Genomic DNA, 19,314 nt, shown 5'->3' with positions numbered 1-19,314 from the left:
TGTTACAACCCCTTGTTGATATAGAGTCCGAGTCCCGCAAGTACCAGTCCCACGGCCCAAAATGTAAAAACAACGCGCCACTCCGACCACCCGGACAATTCGTAATGGTGGTGGATCGGGCTCATTTTGAATATTCGTTTGCCCCGGGTTTTGAAGGAGATCACCTGAAGCACAACAGATAGCATCTCGATGACGAAGACCCCTCCAATGATCAGGAACAGCAGCTCGCTCTTGGTTACGATGGCAATGGCGCCGATGGCACCGCCGATGCCTAAAGAACCCGTATCACCCATGAACACCTTCGCGGGATGAGCGTTAAATACCAGAAACCCGAGCACCGCGCCGATCATGGCAGCCGCGCAGAACGCCGCCGCGAACGAGGTGGACTGGATCGCGACGATGGCATAGGCGCCAAAGGCAATCGCGCTGACGCCGGACAGCAGGCCGTCCAATCCGTCGGTGAAATTGACCGCGTTGCTGATTGCAAGCATCATGACCACGATGAACGGATAATAGAACCATGGGCCCCAATCAAAGGACCAATCCATGCCCGGTACGCTGATTGCCGTGCTGTGGCCGTTGGAAATCAACAGCCAGCACATAATACCGGAAAACAGAAGCTGTCCAAACAGCTTCTGCCGGGCCGTAAGTCCTAATGATCTGCGAAACACGATCTTGATGTAATCGTCAAGAAAGCCGATCAAACCGAAACCGAGCGTGGCTACGATCAGCACGTAGAAATCGGTATCGACAGGCGAAAATTTAATATAAGTCAGCGTAAAAGCTAAAAGAATGACGACGCCGCCCATCGTTGGCGTCCCGGCTTTTTTCAAGTGGCTCTGCGGACCGTCGTTCCTGACCTGCTGGCCGAACTTCATACGCCGCAGCAGCGGAATGAGCAGCGGAGCCGATATCACCGCAAGCACAAACGCTACACCGATTGTCAATAACAGCAATTGAAAGTCCATCAGCTCACCCCCTCACTCCGTTGTTGCTGCCCGGCAGTGCCTTCAAGGCATCAACCACGTGCTCCAGCCTCATGCCGCGCGAGGCTTTCACCAATACGATATCCTTCTCCGTAACCTGCTCCAGCAGGGCTTCGATCAGCTTTTCTTTATCCGTAAAAGAAAGCACGGCCCCTTCCGGGAAGCGGGCTTTCGCATTATTCGCCGTATGAAGAGACAACGGACCGTAGGTGAATACCAGATCCGCATTGTCCGGAGATAAATACTCTCCGATTTCGGCATGGAATGACTCTTCCCGCTGACCAAGTTCCAGCATGTCCCCGAGCACGGCGATCCGGCGGCGGTAACCCTTCATATCGCCAAGCACGTCTACAGCCGCCTTCACCGCCGTCGGGCTGGAATTGTAGGCATCGTTCAGCACGGTTACCCCGAACGCGGTCTCTACGGCTTCGATCCGCATGCTCGACAGCTTCAGATGGGCGAACCCGCTGCGAATGGCTTCATCGCCGATGCCCAGATGGGTCGCCACGGCCATGGCTGCCAGGGCGTTTACCACATTGTGGCGGCCGAGGAGCGGCAGGCTGAAGCCTTCGCCTGCATGCCGGCTCGAAGTAAAAATGATTCCTCTGGCATGGAACATGAGTCCCGTCGGATAATCGTCATTGGTATCTTGATTTCCGAACGTAAACGTACGCAGCCCCTCCGGCTTCACCGTTGCCTCTTCAGCAAGCACCTGACGGATCAGCGGTTCGTCCCCATGATAGATCAGCAAACCGCCGGGCTTCATGCCGCTGATAATTTCAAGCTTGGCCCGTGCGATTTCTTCCCGGGAACCGAGCTGCAGCAAATGCGCTTCCCCGACATTGGTGATCACGGTTAAATCCGGGCGGGCTATATTCGAGAGCAGCTCGATCTCATGTCGTCCGCTCATACCCATCTCAAGCACGATAATGTCGGTGCCTTCCTTCATTGCCAGTACGGTTAACGGAAGCCCGATATGATTATTATAATTGCCTTGCGTTTTGTGAACGTTATACGTGGTTTCAAGCAGTGCCGACACCATGTCCTTCACGGTGGTTTTGCCGTTGCTGCCGGTTATGCCCACCACCTTGGCTCTGCTCTCGGACAAATAGGCCGCCGCAAGCGACTGGAGGGCCTTTAATGTATCCTCCACGAAAATGAGCGGAAGGTCGGCGGGAACCGGCTGATGATCCCTCTGCCAGAATGCCGCGCCGGCTCCGCCGGCGAGCACGCTCTCCACGAATTCATGCCCGTCAAACTTCTCGCCGACAATCGGAACAAACAGGTTGCCCGGCTGTATGGTTCGGGAGTCGGTACCGACTCCTTGAATGATGATGTTGTCATCTTGGTTACGTGAGAGCGTTCCGCCGCACATGTCGGCGATGCTCTTTAATGATTTATGGATCACTATTGTCTGCCCCTTATCGCGTCTTTGGCTACGATGCGGTCGTCAAAATCAAGCACTTCGCCCGCAATCAGCTGATAGGTCTCATGACCTTTCCCCGCAATCAATACTACATCGCCCGGGCTTGCCATTTCAATAGCCTTTTCGATCGCTTTCCGGCGATCGACGATGAGCTTGTAGCTTTCGGTTGCCACACCGTCCTCAACCAATCCGGCCTCGATATCCTTCAATATCAACTCCGGATCCTCGGTACGGGGATTATCGGAAGTTACCAATACAACATCGCTGTATTTCGCAGCGATTTTACCCATGATCGGCCGTTTGGTCCGGTCCCGGTCGCCCCCGCAGCCGAAAACGGTGAGCACCCGGCCTTCCGCGAATTCATTGACGGTGCGGAGCACATTTTCAAGTCCGTCCGGCGTATGGGCATAATCCACGATCACGGCATACGGCTGGCCTTCATCCACGACCTCTACGCGGCCATCGACTCCGGGCACGGACTCCAGGCTGTTCTTGATATCTTCGAGCGGCACACCTTCCAGGAGCGCTGCCGCGATCGCAGCCATGGCGTTATACACGTTGAATTTCCCTACCATTCGAATCGAAATGTCCGCACTGCCGCGGAACGTATCCACATGGAACGAAGTGCCTTGTGCGGTGATCGATATATTGCTCGCCCGCACATCCGCATCTTCACCCAAACCGTAGGTAATCACTTCCGCCGCGGTCTGCTTGGCGAAATATGCCGAAGCATCGTCATCCGCATTCAGGACGGCATATTTGCGCGCGGATTCATCCTTGGCAAAAGCGTTGCCCAGCCGGGAGAAAAATAACCCTTTTGCGCCGCGGTATTCTTCCATCGTGTGATGATAGTCCAGATGGTCCTGGGTCAGGTTCGTGAAGATGGCCGTCCGGAAATCCGTTCCCTTCACGCGCCCCTGTTCGAGCGCATGCGAGGATACCTCCATCACGCAGCACTCGGTGCCTGCATTGGCCATATCGTTCAAGTAACGCTGAAGCTCCAGCGCCTCGGGCGTCGTTCTCGGCATCGGGAAGGACTGGCCGCCGTATTTCATCTGAATCGTGCCGATCAATCCGGTTTTCAACCCGAAATCGTTCATGATCGTCTCGATCAAATACGTTGTCGTTGTCTTGCCGTTCGTACCGGTTACGCCGATCATCTTCATGCGGGAGCTCGGCTGATGATAAAAGGCATTCGCCAAACCCGCCATCGCGAAGCGGCTGTCTTTCACGATGACCTGCGGGAGGTCAACCTCCAGCTTGCGTTCAACGACCAGCGCCGCGGCGCCTTTGTCGGCGGCCTGGGCTGCAAACTGGTGTCCATCCACCGTATGGCCCGGCAGGCAAATGAACAAATCCCCCGGTTTTACTTGTCTGGAGTCTGTTTCTATCCCCGTAATTTCAACATCTCCGGATCCCTCGATAACAGCAGCGGCCAATACGGATGATAATTGCTTTAAGTTCATTGTTATCCCTCTCTCTATATATCTGCATCATCCGCCCTTCGCTTGCCGACCGGATGATGCCTTAGTGTTCGTGCTTGGATTCCCCCGGGTCTTCACCCATGTAAATCCGAATGGTGGACCCTCGCTCCACCCGGCTTCCCGGCTTCGGCGCCTGGGAAATCACCGTATTGCCGGTTCCGGACTTGGCCAGCATGAAGTTCATATTCAAGTCCTCATACAGATCCTGAACGGTTGCACCGACCAGGTTCGGTACGGTCACGGTCGGTGTCTCGCCGTACTTGTATTCGCGGGCAAGCTGGTCTTTGCGCGGCGGAACGTTCATATAGTGCAGCGCATCCTCCAGGATATTCTGCACGATCGGGGCTGCCACGACGCCGCCGAACTGTATGCCTTTCGGGTTATCCACCGCCGTGTACACCACGATTTCCGGATCATCGGCTGGCGCGAATCCGATGAAGGAGACGATATGCTCGGTTGACGAGTAGCGGCCGTTAATCACCTTCTGGGCGGTACCGGTCTTCCCTCCCACACGATAACCGTCGATGAAGGCCGGACGTCCGGTTCCTTTGGCGACGACGCTTTCGAGTGCCTCGCGCACTTGCTTGGAGGTTTCCTCCGAAATTACTTGTCTGACGAGCTCCGGTTTGATCTCCTCAACCGTCTCGCCCGTCTCCGGATTGACCCAAGCCTTGGCGACGTGCGGCTTGAACAGCTTACCGCCGTTAATGGCGGCGGACACGGCCGCAACCTGCTGGATCGGCGTAACCGATACGCCTTGGCCAAACGCCGTTGTGGCCAGCTCCACAGGGCCAACGTTATCGAGCTTGAACAGAATGCCGTTCTCTTCCCCGTTCAAATCGATGCCCGTCTTCGCTCCGAAGCCGAAATCCCGGATATACTGGAACAGGCTTTCCTTGCCCAGCTTCTGGCCCAATGCCACAAAGCCCGGGTTGCAGGAGTTCTGCACAACCTCCATGAAGGTTTGACTGCCATGGCCGCCTTTCTTCCAGCAGCGCAGCCTGGCTCCGCCGACCTCTACCGCCCCGCTGTCGAAGAAATGGTCGTTCTTCAGATCGACCTTGTCCTCTTCGAGGGCAGCGGCAAGCGTAATAATCTTGAACGTCGAGCCCGGCTCATAGGTCATCCAGATCGGCAAGTTGCGATTGTATGTCTCCGCTGAAAATTCCTGATAGTTGGCAGGGGAGTACCCCGGCCTGCTGGCCATCGCCAAAATCTCGCCCGTCTTCGGATTCATGGCAATCGACCATGCTCCATTCGCCTGGTACTTCACCATGGCCTGGTCAAGCTCCCGCTCCATGATGGACTGGATCGATTTATCGATCGTCAGCTCCAGATTCAGACCGTCGCGGGGCTCTACGTATTTCTCCGAGGAGCCCGGCATGATTCTTCCGCCGGCATCGGACAAATAGGATATGCCGCCTTCGAAGCCCTTCAGCTTGTCGTCATGCATGGCTTCCAGGCCGGTGAGTCCCTGGCTGTAGGCTCCCGTAAACCCCAAAATATGGGCCGCGAGATCGCCGTAGGGATAATACCGTTTGTTATCCTCAGCAACAACGATACCCGGCAGCTTCAAATCACGAATTTCCTGAGCCAGCTCCATCGTAATTTTTCGTCCACCGGGATTTATCCGTTCCAACCTCGAACGTTTCGTAATGATCTTCTTGATATCGGCCTTGTCCATGCTGATCAGCCCGGCCAACGTCTCGGCTGTATGGTCCGGATCTTTGATTTGTACAGGAATCGCCCAAATGGTCGGTGTCGTTATATTCGTAACCAATGCGGTTCCGTTACGGTCCAGAATTTCGCCACGCTGTGCGGCGAACGGAATGTCGCGGCGCCAGAGGTCCTCCGCCTTCGCCGACAGCTCCGCGCCTTTCCCGATCTGCACATAGGCCAGTCTGATGATCAGCGCAGAGAACAGCAGGAGCAGCAGCAGCAGGCTCCAGAGCAGCCTTCTCCGCTGCGATACCTTGGATACTTTCACCTAAGCTTCCCTCCCTGTTTGAACCCGAAAGCTCATGATATGCGTTCTTCACATGAGTATTCGGGACAAACCCGGGTTAGAACAAGCTATTCCCCTTCTGTATCGCCTTGTCCAGGGTCGTTTGCATCTGCTTCGTTATCGGGGGTTCCTTCCGTCTCTTTGTCGCCGGTTTCTTCCCCGTTCGCATTTTCGTTGCTATCGGAGGAGGTTTCATCGGTACTGCTGCTCCCCGTTATCAGCTCTTGAGCCGATTTCAGCGTTAATTGCACGATCCGCTGGCCATTCTCTTTGGCTTCCAATTGCGATGAAACGAAACCCTCGCCCTGAACGTTCACCTTTACTTTCATCAAGGTGAGCACCTCCATGGCGTCCCTAAGCGATTCTCCTTCTAAATTCGGGATTTTCATCGATGGGCTGTCCTCTGTAAGAAGATAGATGCGCTGTCCAACGCTGATGGTCGCATTTGCGGGCGGATACTGCTCCTTCACGGTGCTTCCATTGCCCAATGTCTCAAACGCAACTCCGTCCTTCAACAGCTTGGCCTTTACTTCGCTGAGCTTCATTCCCGTAAAGTCCGGTGCTTTAAGGGAATCCTTCGGCGCCGTTCCCGTATTCGATTTTTCTTTGTCCTGAGTTTCAGTCGATTTGGGAACGCCCCAATAATTCAATGTCTTGGAGACGATTTCTTTGAAAATCGGTGCCGCCAGCGTTCCGCCGCCCTTCTCCACGTTCGGTTCGTCGATAATAACCAGCACGGCAATCTTCGGGTTTTCGACGGGTGCGTACCCGATGAACGAAACCACCTGTTTCGAACGGTCTTTATATCCGCCGCCGGATTTAATGGCGGTACCGGTTTTGCCCGCAACGCGGTATCCGTCGATATACGCAAGCTTGCCTGTGCCGTTTAATTGGTCGGCTACGACCTGCTCAAGGTAAGTCCCTGTTTCTCTTGCGGCTTCGGGAGATATGACCTGGCGCACGACTTTCGGCTCGATTTTCTGAACCTCGCCCGTGTTGGGGTCCTCGATCTCCTTCACCATATGCGGCTCCATGAGCTTGCCGCCGTTGGCAACGGCGGAAATGGCCGCAATCTGTTGTATAGGCGTTACGGATACGGCGTAACCGTAGGTCATGGTTGAAATATCGGAATCATAGGTCATGTTCAAGGTACCGAGAATTTCCCCCGGCAGGTCAATATTCGTTTTCTCGGTAAAACCGAATTCCCGAATATAATTGGTAAACCGCTCCTTGCCGAGCATCTCGTATCCGAGTTTAACAAAAGCAACGTTACTCGACTTTTTCACGCCGTCCAGGTAGGTGATCGGGCCCCACCCTACGCTGTTAATGTCCCGGTGGGTTCTTCCCCCGCCCTGATGGATCCGGATTGATAGATATCACCCGGGTTAAACAGCTTTTCCTGCACTGCGCTGGCCAGGGTTACAATTTTGAAGGTCGATCCCGGCTCATAGATGGACCGCACGGCATGGTTGATAAAATTCTTTTGATTCCACTTCGAATATGTATTGGGATCAAAAGTCGGCATGTTGGCCATCCCCAGTATTTCCATCGTGTTCGGATCCGCCGCGATCACCGTCATGCTGATTGGTTTATATTGGTTATACGTGTCGCGCATCGCTTCCTCGATATAATACTGGATTGTATCGTCGGTCGTCAGTACTAAATTTTTCCCATTTATTGCAGGCTGGTATAAATCATCCTCGCTGGGCAGCTTGACTCCCTTCTTGTCGCTCTTGTAAGAAGCGAATCCGTCGGTCCCCTTCAGCATCTCGTCATAAAACTGCTCAATGCCTCCGATCCCCTGTCCTTGACGATCGGTGTAACCCAGCATATGCGCGGCCAATGTCTCTTTGGGATAGAAGCGTTTCTGCTCGCGTTGAAAGCCGATGCCCGAATCGGGGACTTTGCCTGCGGCCTTCAATTTATCATTCAAGCTTTGGCTGAACGCTTTAACCTCTTCCATCTTCTCTTGGCTGATCTTCCATCCTTCGTTGCGGACTTCCACGCCCTTGAGGTATTCCCCGTCCTTGCCTTTGGCTTGAACCATTTCGCGAAGCTTATCCTCATCCTTGCCGAGGGTTTCGTGCAGCCCTTTAACGACCTCATCCTCCAGGCCGTTAGCCTGGATGACCGCAGGGTTTACTATGACCGTGAAGGCGGGGGCGTCCATGGCCAGGATGTCGCCGTCCCGGTCCATGATCGTACCGCGGGATGCCGGCAAGTCCTGGGTTCTGGACCATTTCGCTAAGGCTTGTTCCTTCCAGAAGTCGTTATCGATCACCTGCAGCCAAAATACCCGACCAATCAATAAAGCAAAAAAGAGGGTTATACATCCCCCTATTAGCACGGTACGCAGTTTGATTTTTTTTATCATCGGTCAAAACCTCACACTTCAATCATTTTGTCCCGAGTCTGAATCCTGTGTCCCGGTTGCTCCCGAGACAGGTGATAGATGGATCATGTTATCGTCCTCAATCGGCACATAACCGAGCTCTTTCGCCTTGTCCAATACCTGCATCTCCAGCGTCTGCTTCTCTACCTGAAGTTGACTGATGTTTCGTTTAGCTTTAAGTATCTCATTCTCCGTCGCCTGGATCTGCCGGTTCAAGTCATAGGAATGAACATGACTCATGCCGATGACGCCCATGACGGCAACCACGAACACCACGGACAACAAATACAGCAGCTTTTCTTTTTGCGGAAGCTGGGAACGACGTTTAACGACTTTGGTCTTCTCGAGATAAGCGGACTGCTGCGTTTCCTTCTGTCTCTCCTGTACGGCTAAATTGCCGCGCGTGTAAGCCATGGCTGATTCTCCTTCTTCAGGGATTTGATGTTTCTACAGTTTCTCCGCAATCCGCAGCTTCGCCGAACGCGCCCTTGGATTACTCTCAATTTCTTCCGCCGACGGGATAAGCGGTTTACGGTTTACCAGCTTCAGATCGCCTTGGCCGCCTCCGCATACGCACATCGGAAAGTCTGGAGGGCACGTGCACTTGGGAATGTAACTGTTAAAAATCTGCTTGCATATCCGGTCTTCGAGCGAGTGGAAGGTAATAACAGAGACCCTTCCTCCCGGTGCTAGACATCTTACGGCTTGATGAAGCGCATCCTCGAAAGCGCCCAGCTCATCGTTTACCGCGATGCGAAATGCTTGAAAGCTTCGCTTCGCCGGGTGGCCGCCCGTTCTTCGAGCCGCGGCCGGTATCCCTTCCTTAATCATTTCGACAAGCTCTCCGGTTGTCTGAATAGGACTCTGTGCCCTTCTTTCAACGATGACCTTGGCAATCCGCCTTGAAAACTTCTCTTCGCCGTATTGGTACAATATCCGCGCGATTTCCTGTTCCGGCCATTCGTTTACAATCTCGGCTGCTGTTAGCTCGGCGGATTGATCCATCCGCATATCCAGCGGGGCATCATGATTGTAGCTAAACCCTCTCTCCCCTTCATCAAATTGCGGAGAAGATACGCCCAAATCGAACAGTATACCGTCAACTTGCGGCTGCCCGTTCTCGCCAGCCCCCACTTCGCGTCGGAGCACCTCCTCCAAATCGCGAAAATTGGTCTTAACGAGGGTGATCCGGTCCGCATAAGGCTTCATGGCCTCCCGGGCGTTATTCAATGCCCAGTCGTCCTGATCCAAAGCGATCAACCGGCCTTCCGAACTTAGTTGGGAAGCAATGAGCGAGCTGTGCCCCGCCCCCCGAGCGTACAGTCAACATATATACCGTCTGGTTTGATGCGCAGCCCTTCTGTCGCTTCTTGCTTAAGCACTGTGATGTGATGGAACAAAGCTGCAGCCCTCCATTGTGTCTCTTACATGATTTTTAGTGTAACTTGTCCATTTCGATTACGGGATTTTCCTAGCTGGTCATAAGTCAAAATCAAAGTCTACCAGCTTCTCAGCAATGTCGTTGAACGCTTCCTCCGACTGCTGATAGTAATTCTGCCATTGCTCCTTGCTCCAGATCTCCACGCGGCTCGATACGCCGATGACGACGCATTCCTTCTCGAGCTTGGCGAACTCGCGCAAATTGCCCGGCAAATTTACCCTTCCCTGTTTATCCCATTCACATTCCGTCGCTCCGGAGAAAAAAAACCGGGTGAATGCGCGTGCATCCGACTTCATGAGCGGTAGGGATTTGAGCTTCTGCTCCATGATGGCCCATTCATCTTTGGGGTATACAAAGAGGCAATTGTCCAATCCGCGGGTTACGATAAACGAGGTGCCCAGGAGGTCGCGAAATTTAGCGGGGATGATGATTCTCCCCTTATCGTCGATGCTATGCTGAAACTCCCCCATAAACATCAGGCATTCCACTCCTTAACCCCGATTCCCCACTTTGCACCACTTTCCACCACTTTAGGATAATAGATTCGGCGTCAAGAATCAAATCCCTTCTGAGCTGCATTTGTTTTTTTGGAACTTTCTCTCAGAACAACCGCGCAAAAAACCTCCTTTCATCCCGTCGGGGGATGGAAAGGAGGTCTGCAAATGATCTGAAGCTGCTGCGGTTTAATGCTGGGCCCAGCTGTCCAAGTAGGATTTCTGCTCAGCGCTCAGGCTGTCGATATGGATACCTAGACTTTCCAGTTTATATAATGCAACCTGTTGATCCAGCTCGTACGGAACATTCACGACGCGGTTGCCGATGCTCTGGTACTGATCATTCACGTGTTTGAGCGACAAGGCCTGAAGCGCAAACGTCATATCCATGATTTCTGCCGGATGTCCGTCCCCTGCCGCCAGATTCACCAAACGGCCTTCTGCAAGCAAATAGATCTTACGGCCGTCCTTCAAATGGTATTCTTCGATATTGCGGCGAACCGTCCGAACCGATTGGGATCGCTCCGACAGATCCGGTTTGTTGACTTCCACATCGAAGTGCCCGGCATTGGACAAAATGGCGCCATCCTTCATGACATCAAAGTCTTCTCCGCTAATGACGTCGCGGTTGCCCGTGACGGTTACGAAAAAGTCTCCCCGTTTAGCCGCTTCGCGCATCGGCATAACGTGGAAGCCGTCCATGTAAGCCTCAACCGCCTTGATCGGATCAATCTCGGTCACGATGACGTTGGCGCCGAGACCCTTGGCGCGCATCGCCACGCCTTTGCCGCACCAGCCATAGCCGACGACAACGACCGTTTTGCCTGCAACCACCAGGTTGGTCGTTCGGTTAATTCCGTCCCAGACCGATTGCCCCGTACCGTAACGGTTATCGAATAAGTATTTGCAGTACGCGTCATTCACTGCAACCATCGGGAATTTCAGAGCGCCCTCTTTCTCCAGCGATTTCAGGCGCAGAATGCCCGTCGTTGTCTCTTCGGCGCCGCCTCGCACTCCTTCTAGCAGATCCGTGCGCTCGGAGTGAAGGATCGTTACGAGATCTCCGCCATCGTCGATGATCAGATCCGGTCTCGTTTCCAGCGTCGAGATGAGGTGCTGCTTGTATTCCTCCGGATCCGGGTTGTACTTGGCAAACACCGTGATTCCGTCTTCCACCAAAGCCGCGCATACATCATCCTGCGTAGACAGCGGATTGCTGCCGGTAATCGTCACTTCGGCTCCGCCGGCTTGGATGACCTTCGCCAGATACGCGGTCTTCGCTTCCAGATGCAGCGAGATGGCCACTTTCAAGCCTTTGAATGGTTGTTCTTTCTCGAATTGTTCGCGTACCCGGTTCAATACCGGCATGTGCGCCTGCACCCAATCAATTTTGAGATGACCTTCCGGCGCCAGTTTCAGGTCGGCAATATTGCTGGTTTGTATTGATGATGAGCTCATTTAACAGCCTCCTAGGATCTGATGTTTGAATTCCTGATCATTATACGTAAACGACGCGGTGCATGCCCGAAGCATCGTATGGGATTTCCATCAGGCGATCCACCAGATTCAATCCGTAACGATTCATGTATTCCAGTATGTTGTATACCCGCTCCTGAGGCTTCCCTTCCGGGAGCAGCGTCTGCTCGATGCGCTTCCACTGCGCCAAGGCGGCCTCATGCTGCTGTTCCAGGGCATTCCGGGATTTACTTAACAGGTAATCCATTTGCTCCAATATTTTATCCTTATTGGTTAGACCTAATTTTAACAGTCCGCTCTGCATTTTGCCAAGATCTTCTATTAAAGGTTGGTATAATGTTTCGAATTGTTTCCGGGTTTCGCTGAAGCGTTCCTCCAGATTCAGTTCGTCCTTGCTTGCCAGCCAAGCCTCGCGCTTCTCGGACAAGCGAAGCTGAACATCCTCGAAGGACAATCCGTATTTCTCCATCAGCTTGTGGACGGCGCCGTCCACAATGGAGAAAGACATTCTCGGGATGATTAGCGGCATCTGCAAGCCCATATCGGCAAATGCATAGCGCGTAATCGCCCAGTAAGAGATTTCGCCGGGACCGAGTATCGTCCCCAGCACGGGGAGCAGCGAGTCCTGCATGATCGGCCGGGTCAGCACGTTATTGCTGAAGCGCTCAGGAAACTGATGCAAATCCCGAAGCAATTCTTCCTCCGTGAGAGAAACGATGCCCTTGCGGTCGGAGAACACGCCTCCTTCCCGGTACAGCAGCAGGCGTCTGCCTTCATGCAAGTAGAACAGATTGGCCCCGTTCTCGGATACGTCGGCCTGGACCTCGTAGCCCAGTCCGTCGATATCCCTTGCAGCCTGCTGGTACGAAAGTCCCAGTGTTTCGTTGCGGGTAATCAGCGATTCGAATATGGGCACTTCCAGCGCCCGAAGTCCCGGGTCTGCGGAATCCAGGAGGATCAGTCCATATTTGCCGAACATGCAGCCGATGAGTTTAGCGAATGCCTCGCTTAATCCGGCCGAGCCGTCAAACGATTGAGACGCAAGCTTCAGCAGGTCTGCCTTGTATTCGCTGTCCGCCAGCTGCGTCTGAAGCTCTGCCAGCATCATCGACCAGTCCTCTTCAGGAACATCGGTATAACTCACCGATGTCCTGAGCCCGTCCTTGGCATCCAGCTTGATTTTGGACAGCTGCTGATCCGGAGTCAGGAAATACGTGTGATTGACCTCATCCCAGTCATGGTCCTCTCCGGCGATCCAAAATACAGGCACAACGGGACGATTCAAGCGTTCCTCCGCTTCGCGGGCAGCCTGAATCACGGTGATGGCTTTATATATGACAAGCAGGGGGCCGGTAAACAAACCGCTTTGCTGTCCACCAACCATGGTAACAGTTCCGGGCTGTTCCAGCAGTTGAAGTGATTTATGTACGGCGGGGTGATCATTGTGTTTCTGGTTATACGTCCGAAGACATGCTGCCAGCGACTTGCGCTGAATTCGTTTGTCTTCCGAAAGATCCAGCCATTGTACCCGCTCGGCATAGCCGTGCTCGCCGCGGTGATCTTCACCGTAGAACCCGCTTACCCGGTCGAAATGGTGAATATAATCATGGGCGAGACGCGAAGCGAGGGATAATGGTTCCGGAACGATATTCATGAGGTATGCCTCCTATTCTACGTCGCAACCAAATCTAGATTGTGCATGCAGGTAAATTTGTTTCTTTATTTTTTGCCTTTCTTGATTGTACCGAATGTTGGCATTGTGCGTCAAAGGAAAAGAATAGCCGCCGGCACGATGCCAGCGGCTATTCTTGAAGCAGCTTTCTATTAGAAGGTATGGATGACTTAAGCGTAGGCTTTGGCAACCCAGTGTCCTTTGGACACTTCGACCAGCTCCGAATCCTTCACGTCCAGCTGAACCGTTCCGTCTTCGCCTTTGGCTGCCGAAATCGGCCCCTGCGAATCGTCTTCCAGCTTGAGGCGCTTTTTGTTTGCCTCAATTTCAGGATCCGGAATCGGAATCGCGGACAGCAGGGTTTTCGTGTACGGATGGATCGGGTTCGCATACAGTTCCTCGCTGTCTGCCAGCTCCACCATTTTGCCCAAATACATCACCGCTACCCGGTCGCTGATATGCTTAACCATGGACAGGTCATGCGCAATGAAGAGATAAGTCAAACCAAGCCGATCCTGCAGATCTTTCAACAAATTGACAACCTGCGCCTGAATCGAAACGTCAAGCGCCGAGATCGGCTCGTCACAAATGATGAATTTAGGGTTTACCGCAAGGGCGCGGGCAATCCCGATCCGTTGACGCTGACCGCCCGAGAATTCGTGAGGGTAACGCGTCGCGTGGTCGCTGTTCAAGCCGACCATATCCAGCAGCTCCTCAATCCGCTTCTTGCGTTCGGCGCGGCTGCCTGCCATTCCGTGAATATCCAAGGCTTCGCCGATAATGTCCGACACCGTGAATCTTGGATTCAGCGAGGCATACGGATCCTGGAAAATCATCTGCATATCGCGGCGCATCGCCTTCATCTTGCCAGGGGACAGCTTGTAAATGTCCGTTCCGTTAAAATTAACGCTCCCGGCCGTAGGTTCATAGAGGCGAAGAATCGTCCGTCCTGCGGTTGACTTGCCGCAGCCGGACTCACCCACCATACCAAGCGTTTCGCCTTCGCGAATGAAGAAATTCAGGTCGTCAACCGCCTTAAGCACTTGACCTTTGCCAACGTTGAAATACTTCTTCAGGCCTTTTACCTCAATCAAATGGTTATCCTTCATGAGCCCTGCGCCTCCTTCGCCATCGGGTGCAGATTCCAGCAGCGCGCGATGTGCGTGTCGCTGAATTCCGTTGCGCCCGGGTCGACCCGTTCGCAAATTCGCATAGCCTCATCACAGCGAGCGGCAAACGGGCAGCCCACCGGCGGCTTAATGAGATCGGGAGGCGTACCGATGATCGGAATCAGCGGCTCGTCCTTCTTCTGATCCAGGCGCGGCATGGAACGAAGCAAGCCTTTGGTATAAGGATGCTGCGGATTTTTGAAAATCTCCCATTTCGTCCCCGTTTCCACCACTTCGCCCGCATACATGACGATCACGCGGTCGCACATGCCGGCAACAACGCCGAGATCATGGGTGATCAGAATGATGGATGTGCCCAAGCGCTCCTGCATTTCCTTCATCACGTCCATAATCTGCGCCTGAATGGTAACGTCAAGGGCAGTCGTCGGTTCATCCGCGATCAGCAGGGTCGGCTTACATGCAAGGGCGATCGCGATCATCGCGCGCTGGCGCATACCGCCGGAGAATTCATGCGGATACTGGTTGAAGCGCTCTTCCGCGTTTTTGATGCCCACCAGCTTCAGCATTTCGATGGCATGTTTCTTGGCTTCCGAGAATGACATCCCTTGGTGCTTGACCAGCACTTCCGTGATTTGTTTTCCTATTTTAATGGTTGGATTGAGCGAAGTCATCGGATCCTGGAAGATCATCCCGATATCCTTGCCGCGAATCGCTTCCATCTGTTTGTTCGTTTTTTTGAGAAGGTCTTGTCCTTGGAAAATGACCTCTCCTTTTTTTATTTCTGAGGGCGGGGACGGAATCAATCGCATAATGGTCTGGGCGGTAACACTTTTACCGCTTCCGGACTCACCGACGATGGCAACCGTCTCCCCCTTGCCGACTTCAAAATTCATGCCGCGGACTGCCTTTACTTCACCGCCGCGAACACGAAACGATACGTTGAGGTCCTTCACCTGCAAGATCGGTTCCATACCTTCCCACCTCCTATTTTTTCAATTTCGGATCCAGCGCGTCACGCAATCCATCACCGAAAATGTTAAATGCCAACATCGTCAAGCTGATAAATAGAGCAGGGAACAACATCCGCCATGGATAATACATCCATCCGGACAAGGCATCATTAATCATGGAGCCCCATGATGCAACCGGTGCTTGAACGCCAAGACCAAGGAAACTCAGGAAAGCCTCGGCAAAGATTGCGCTTGGAACCGACAAGGTCAAGGTAACGATGATCGGGCCCATCGCATTCGGAATCAAATGCCGGAACAGCAGGCGGGCAGTTCCCGCACCCATCGAGCGTGAAGCGAGCACATACTCTCTGCTCTTCAGCTGCATGATCTCGCCCCGCACGATCCAGGACATGTTAATCCACCCCGTGATGGTTAAGGCGAGTATGATCGTGCCTAAACTTGGCTCGAATACAACCAACAGCAAGATCGTAACGAGCAGGTACGGAATGGAATACAAAATTTCCGCAAACTTATTCATGAACTCATCGACGCGGCCACCGAAATAACCCATGATGCCGCCATATATTACGCCAATCATCAAGTCAATCGCAGCTGCTGCAAGACCAACGGTCAAGGATATCCGAGCTCCCATCCAGGTACGAACAAAGACGTCGCGGCCCAGATCGTCGGTTCCAAACCAATGTTCTGATGAAGGCGGCATATTCGTATTCATCAAATCATTCGTTTCATAATCATATTTAGAGATCATCGGGCCGATGATGGCCATGATGACAATCAGGATCATAATAATCAAGCCTGTCATTGCCAGCTTGTTCTTGCGCAATCTCTCCCAGGAATCTCTCCAGGAAGATAAGCTTTCACGCTGTATTACCTCGGATCGCTTCTCATCAGGACCAATCTTCTGAAAATCTTCAGGCTTCAAGTTTAGTGCCGCAGGATGAGGCATACGCTGTTCTTTCTCCATGTCTACCTCTCCTTCCCGCCGGTCAATTTAATGCGTGGATCCACAAATACATACACGATGTCCGTGACAAAACGAGCCAGCATCAGCAGGATGCCGTAGAAAATCGTAATTCCCATGATGACGGTATAATCACGGTTCGTGATACTTTCAACAAACTGCTTGCCTATGCCGCCGATACCGAAAATCTGTTCAATGACGACCGAACCCGTGATAATGTTCGCTGTCATTGGACCGACATAAGTCACGACCGGCAAAATACCGTTACGGATCACATGACGGAACATAATCGCGAACCAGTTAAGGCCTTTGGCCTTCGCCGTCTTGATATAATCCGAATGCAAAACTTCCAGCATGCTGGATCTTGTCAAACGAGCGATAAATGCAATCGGTTGTGCAGACAGCGCCATGACCGGAAGCACGTAGTCCAGCGGTCCCTCAAAGCCCATGACGTTGAATATGCCTGCTTTCTCCGCGAGAACGAATTGCAACAAGGACGCGAGTACAAAACTCGGTACCGCGATGCCCAGAACCGAGATAATCATGGCGATGTTGTCAATCAGCTTGCGGTGATACAAAGCCGCAAGCATCCCCAGCAGGACGCCCACGATGACGGATACCACAATCGCGATAAGACCCAGACGCAGTGACGGGCCGAACGTGTCTACAATAATATCTGTTACGGATTGTCCCTGTTTCTTCATGGACAAGCCAAAGTCACCCTGGATGATATTGCCCAAGTATTTCGTATACTGCTGAAATACCGGTTTATCCAAATCATACTGCTCCATCAGCCTCGCCAGAATTTCAGGCGATGGCTTTTTCTCTCCCATAAACGGATCGCCCGGTATGGCTTTCATAAGAAAAAAAGTGGCTGAGATCAGTATGAACAACGATACAAGCATATAAAAAAACTTACTCGCCACATACCTCAGCATTTCGCTAGCCTCCTGATCAGTTGTTCTAAACCAAGCCGTCCCTATAATTGTATAATTCCAGGGCGGATTGAGCATCCCTTAACTTTCACCAACGGACACAAGATTTGGAAACCTTGCGTTCATACAAAAAAAATCGGGATATATATGAGGTTTAAAAATGCCCCACATATATATCCCGAACCGCAACCTTTCATAAATGCTTATAAAAGACTACTCGATATATGCACGTGTGAAATCGATATCACCTTTATAATCCAGATGAAGGTTCTTCACCCATGGTTTAACCAGGGATACACTGGAATAGTAGTAGATCGGCATCACAACTTGATTGTCCTGAACGAGAATTTTCTCTGCTTGGGACATCAGCTCCATACGCTTGGCGTTATCGCTAGTCGCATAGGCATCCTTCACAAGTTTGTCATATTCTTCGTTCTTGAATCCAGTGTCGTTGTTTCCGCCATTGGATGTCCACATGTCGATATAAGTCATCGGGTCGTTATAGTCTGCTCCCCAGCCGGAACGTGCAACTTGATAGTTGAGGTCCGTACGGTTCTTCAGGAATACGCCCCACTCTTGGTTTTGAACCTTAACAGTAACGCCGAGGTTGTTCTTCCACATATCCGCGATGGCAAGCGCTATTTTCTTGTGGTTGTCATCGGAGTTATGGATCAGAGTAACTTCAGGCAACGTGGTATAGCCTTTTTCCTTCATACCTTGCTCGAGCAGTTTCTTAGCTTCTTCAAGATTTTCTTCGAAGTAAGTATCCGGCACCTCTTTACGGTACTCATCGGACTCACCTTTGATACCCGGAGGAACAAACCCGTGTGCAGGAAGTTGTCCGCCCTGCGTAATTTTCTCTACGATTGCCTGACGGTCAATCGCCATCGAGAAGGCTTTACGGATGTTTACATTGTCAAATGGTTCTTCCGTTGTGTTAAAGATATAGAAATAAGTCGATGAAATGCCTTTGATCATCAATTCATCGCCCAGTTCCTTCTTGATCGCCGTAAGTTGATCGGTCGGGATGTTGCCCGTTGGATGTCCTGCATAATCCAGTTCATCGTTACGATAGCTTGAAAGCTCAGTCGCAGAGCTGTTGACGATGCTCATTTGAACTTTTTCAAGTTTGATGGAAGCCTTGTCCCAATATTGGTCGTTCTTAACAAGCTCGATCTTTTGACCCTTCGTCATTTGTGAAACTTTGAACGGACCATTGCCGATCAACGTATCCGGTTTCGTTGCCCAAGAAGCATTACCTTCAACGGAGCTGTGAACCGGGAAGTAGGTTTGGAATGACATCAAGCTGAGGAAGTATGGCGTCGGGTTCTCCAGCGTTACTTCCAGCGTGTAATCATCGGTTGCTTTTACGCCAACTTCATTTGCGTCTTTAATTTCGCCAAGGTTGTACGCTTCAGCGTTTTTCACGTAATACAGCTGATATGCATAAGGCGATGCCGGCGTAAAGTTCGGATCAAGTACGCGTTTCCATGCATATTCGAAATCTTTAGCCGTTACAGAATCGCCGTTGCTCCATTTGGCATCCTCGCGAAGCGTGAAGACATATTTGAGGCCATCTTCAGAAATTTTCCATTCTTTGGCTACGCCTGGCTCTTCGGTACCGTCTGCACCTTTACGAACCAGACCTTCAAACACAGCATTGATTACCGTATTCGATGTATTGTCCTGAGACAATCCCGGATCCAATGTTGGAGGGTCAGAAGCAAGGTTCATACGAAAGACTTGTTCTTTCGGCTTGTTGCCCGCTTCCCCGTTGTTGGCACTTTGATCATTCTTGTCAGCTCCGCATGCTGCCAACACTGAACTGAAGGCAAGAATCAGCGTCATGAGAAGCAGGAGTTTCTTGTGTTTCTTCATCTTGCGGTATCCCCCTCATAGATTTTAGGTATATGCTTATCGATTATACAACCAGTGGTCAAA

The 19,314-nt window shown here is 52.2% G+C and carries 13 protein-coding genes and 2 pseudogenes; all 15 read right to left on the bottom strand.

Annotated features, from left to right (window positions below; translation table 11 throughout):
* Positions 1 to 2 precede the first annotated feature (2 nt).
* Positions 3 to 968 (bottom strand): phospho-N-acetylmuramoyl-pentapeptide-transferase, encoded by a 966-nt coding sequence (gene mraY, locus P0X86_RS09730; RefSeq protein ID WP_009590845.1) that lies wholly within the window; start codon positions 966 to 968, stop codon positions 3 to 5.
* Between the two features lie 4 nt (positions 969 to 972).
* Positions 973 to 2,394, bottom strand: coding sequence for a UDP-N-acetylmuramoyl-tripeptide--D-alanyl-D-alanine ligase (locus tag P0X86_RS09725; RefSeq protein WP_277748380.1), 1,422 nt, complete (start codon positions 2,392 to 2,394; stop codon positions 973 to 975).
* Entirely contained in the window at positions 2,394 to 3,878 is a 1,485-nt protein-coding gene (locus P0X86_RS09720; protein WP_096773070.1) for a UDP-N-acetylmuramoyl-L-alanyl-D-glutamate--2,6-diaminopimelate ligase, read from the bottom strand. The genes P0X86_RS09725 and P0X86_RS09720 overlap by 1 nt, the downstream gene beginning before the upstream one ends.
* Before the next feature lie 61 nt (positions 3,879 to 3,939).
* Positions 3,940 to 5,883, bottom strand: coding sequence for a stage V sporulation protein D (locus P0X86_RS09715; protein WP_015734232.1), 1,944 nt, complete (start codon positions 5,881 to 5,883; stop codon positions 3,940 to 3,942).
* Between the two features lie 86 nt (positions 5,884 to 5,969).
* Positions 5,970 to 8,275: pseudogene (locus P0X86_RS33290) on the bottom strand (penicillin-binding transpeptidase domain-containing protein).
* Between the two features lie 18 nt (positions 8,276 to 8,293).
* On the bottom strand, positions 8,294 to 8,707 hold the full coding sequence (locus tag P0X86_RS09700; protein ID WP_192569216.1) for a cell division protein FtsL: 414 nt from the start codon (positions 8,705 to 8,707) through the stop codon (positions 8,294 to 8,296).
* A 33-nt stretch (positions 8,708 to 8,740) separates the two neighbouring features.
* Positions 8,741 to 9,693 (bottom strand): annotated as a pseudogene (gene rsmH / locus P0X86_RS09695) (16S rRNA (cytosine(1402)-N(4))-methyltransferase RsmH).
* A 79-nt stretch (positions 9,694 to 9,772) separates the two neighbouring features.
* The gene (mraZ, locus tag P0X86_RS09690; RefSeq protein WP_009590832.1) at positions 9,773 to 10,210 is read right to left on the bottom strand and encodes a division/cell wall cluster transcriptional repressor MraZ; all 438 of its coding nucleotides are present in this window, start codon (positions 10,208 to 10,210) and stop codon (positions 9,773 to 9,775) included.
* Positions 10,211 to 10,417: 207 nt separating this feature from the next.
* A complete protein-coding gene (locus tag P0X86_RS09685; RefSeq protein ID WP_096773067.1) occupies positions 10,418 to 11,686 on the bottom strand; it encodes an adenosylhomocysteinase in 1,269 nt (422 codons plus the stop codon).
* 40 nt (positions 11,687 to 11,726) lie between these two features.
* Positions 11,727 to 13,358: a bacillithiol biosynthesis cysteine-adding enzyme BshC gene (gene bshC / locus P0X86_RS09680; RefSeq protein WP_277748379.1), complete on the bottom strand. Its 1,632-nt coding sequence runs from the start codon at positions 13,356 to 13,358 to the stop codon at positions 11,727 to 11,729.
* A 188-nt stretch (positions 13,359 to 13,546) separates the two neighbouring features.
* A complete protein-coding gene (locus tag P0X86_RS09675; protein ID WP_009590843.1) occupies positions 13,547 to 14,485 on the bottom strand; it encodes an ABC transporter ATP-binding protein in 939 nt (312 codons plus the stop codon).
* The gene (locus tag P0X86_RS09670; protein ID WP_009590828.1) at positions 14,482 to 15,477 is read right to left on the bottom strand and encodes an ABC transporter ATP-binding protein; all 996 of its coding nucleotides are present in this window, start codon (positions 15,475 to 15,477) and stop codon (positions 14,482 to 14,484) included. Before P0X86_RS09670 ends, P0X86_RS09675 begins: the two co-directional genes overlap by 4 nt.
* Before the next feature lie 13 nt (positions 15,478 to 15,490).
* A complete protein-coding gene (locus P0X86_RS09665; RefSeq protein ID WP_277748378.1) occupies positions 15,491 to 16,441 on the bottom strand; it encodes an ABC transporter permease in 951 nt (316 codons plus the stop codon).
* A 2-nt stretch (positions 16,442 to 16,443) separates the two neighbouring features.
* Positions 16,444 to 17,376, bottom strand: a complete 933-nt coding sequence (locus tag P0X86_RS09660; protein ID WP_009590847.1) for an ABC transporter permease — start codon at positions 17,374 to 17,376, stop codon at positions 16,444 to 16,446.
* Positions 17,377 to 17,586: 210 nt separating this feature from the next.
* Positions 17,587 to 19,251, bottom strand: coding sequence for a peptide ABC transporter substrate-binding protein (locus P0X86_RS09655; protein ID WP_096773065.1), 1,665 nt, complete (start codon positions 19,249 to 19,251; stop codon positions 17,587 to 17,589).
* Positions 19,252 to 19,314 lie beyond the last annotated feature (63 nt).

Origin of the sequence: Paenibacillus sp. BR1-192, from assembly GCF_029542445.1 — a bacterium.
GTDB lineage: Bacteria > Bacillota > Bacilli > Paenibacillales > Paenibacillaceae > Paenibacillus_AQ > Paenibacillus_AQ lautus_A.
Note: the sequence above shows the minus strand (reverse complement) of the source record. Positions and strands in the feature narration are given on the sequence as shown.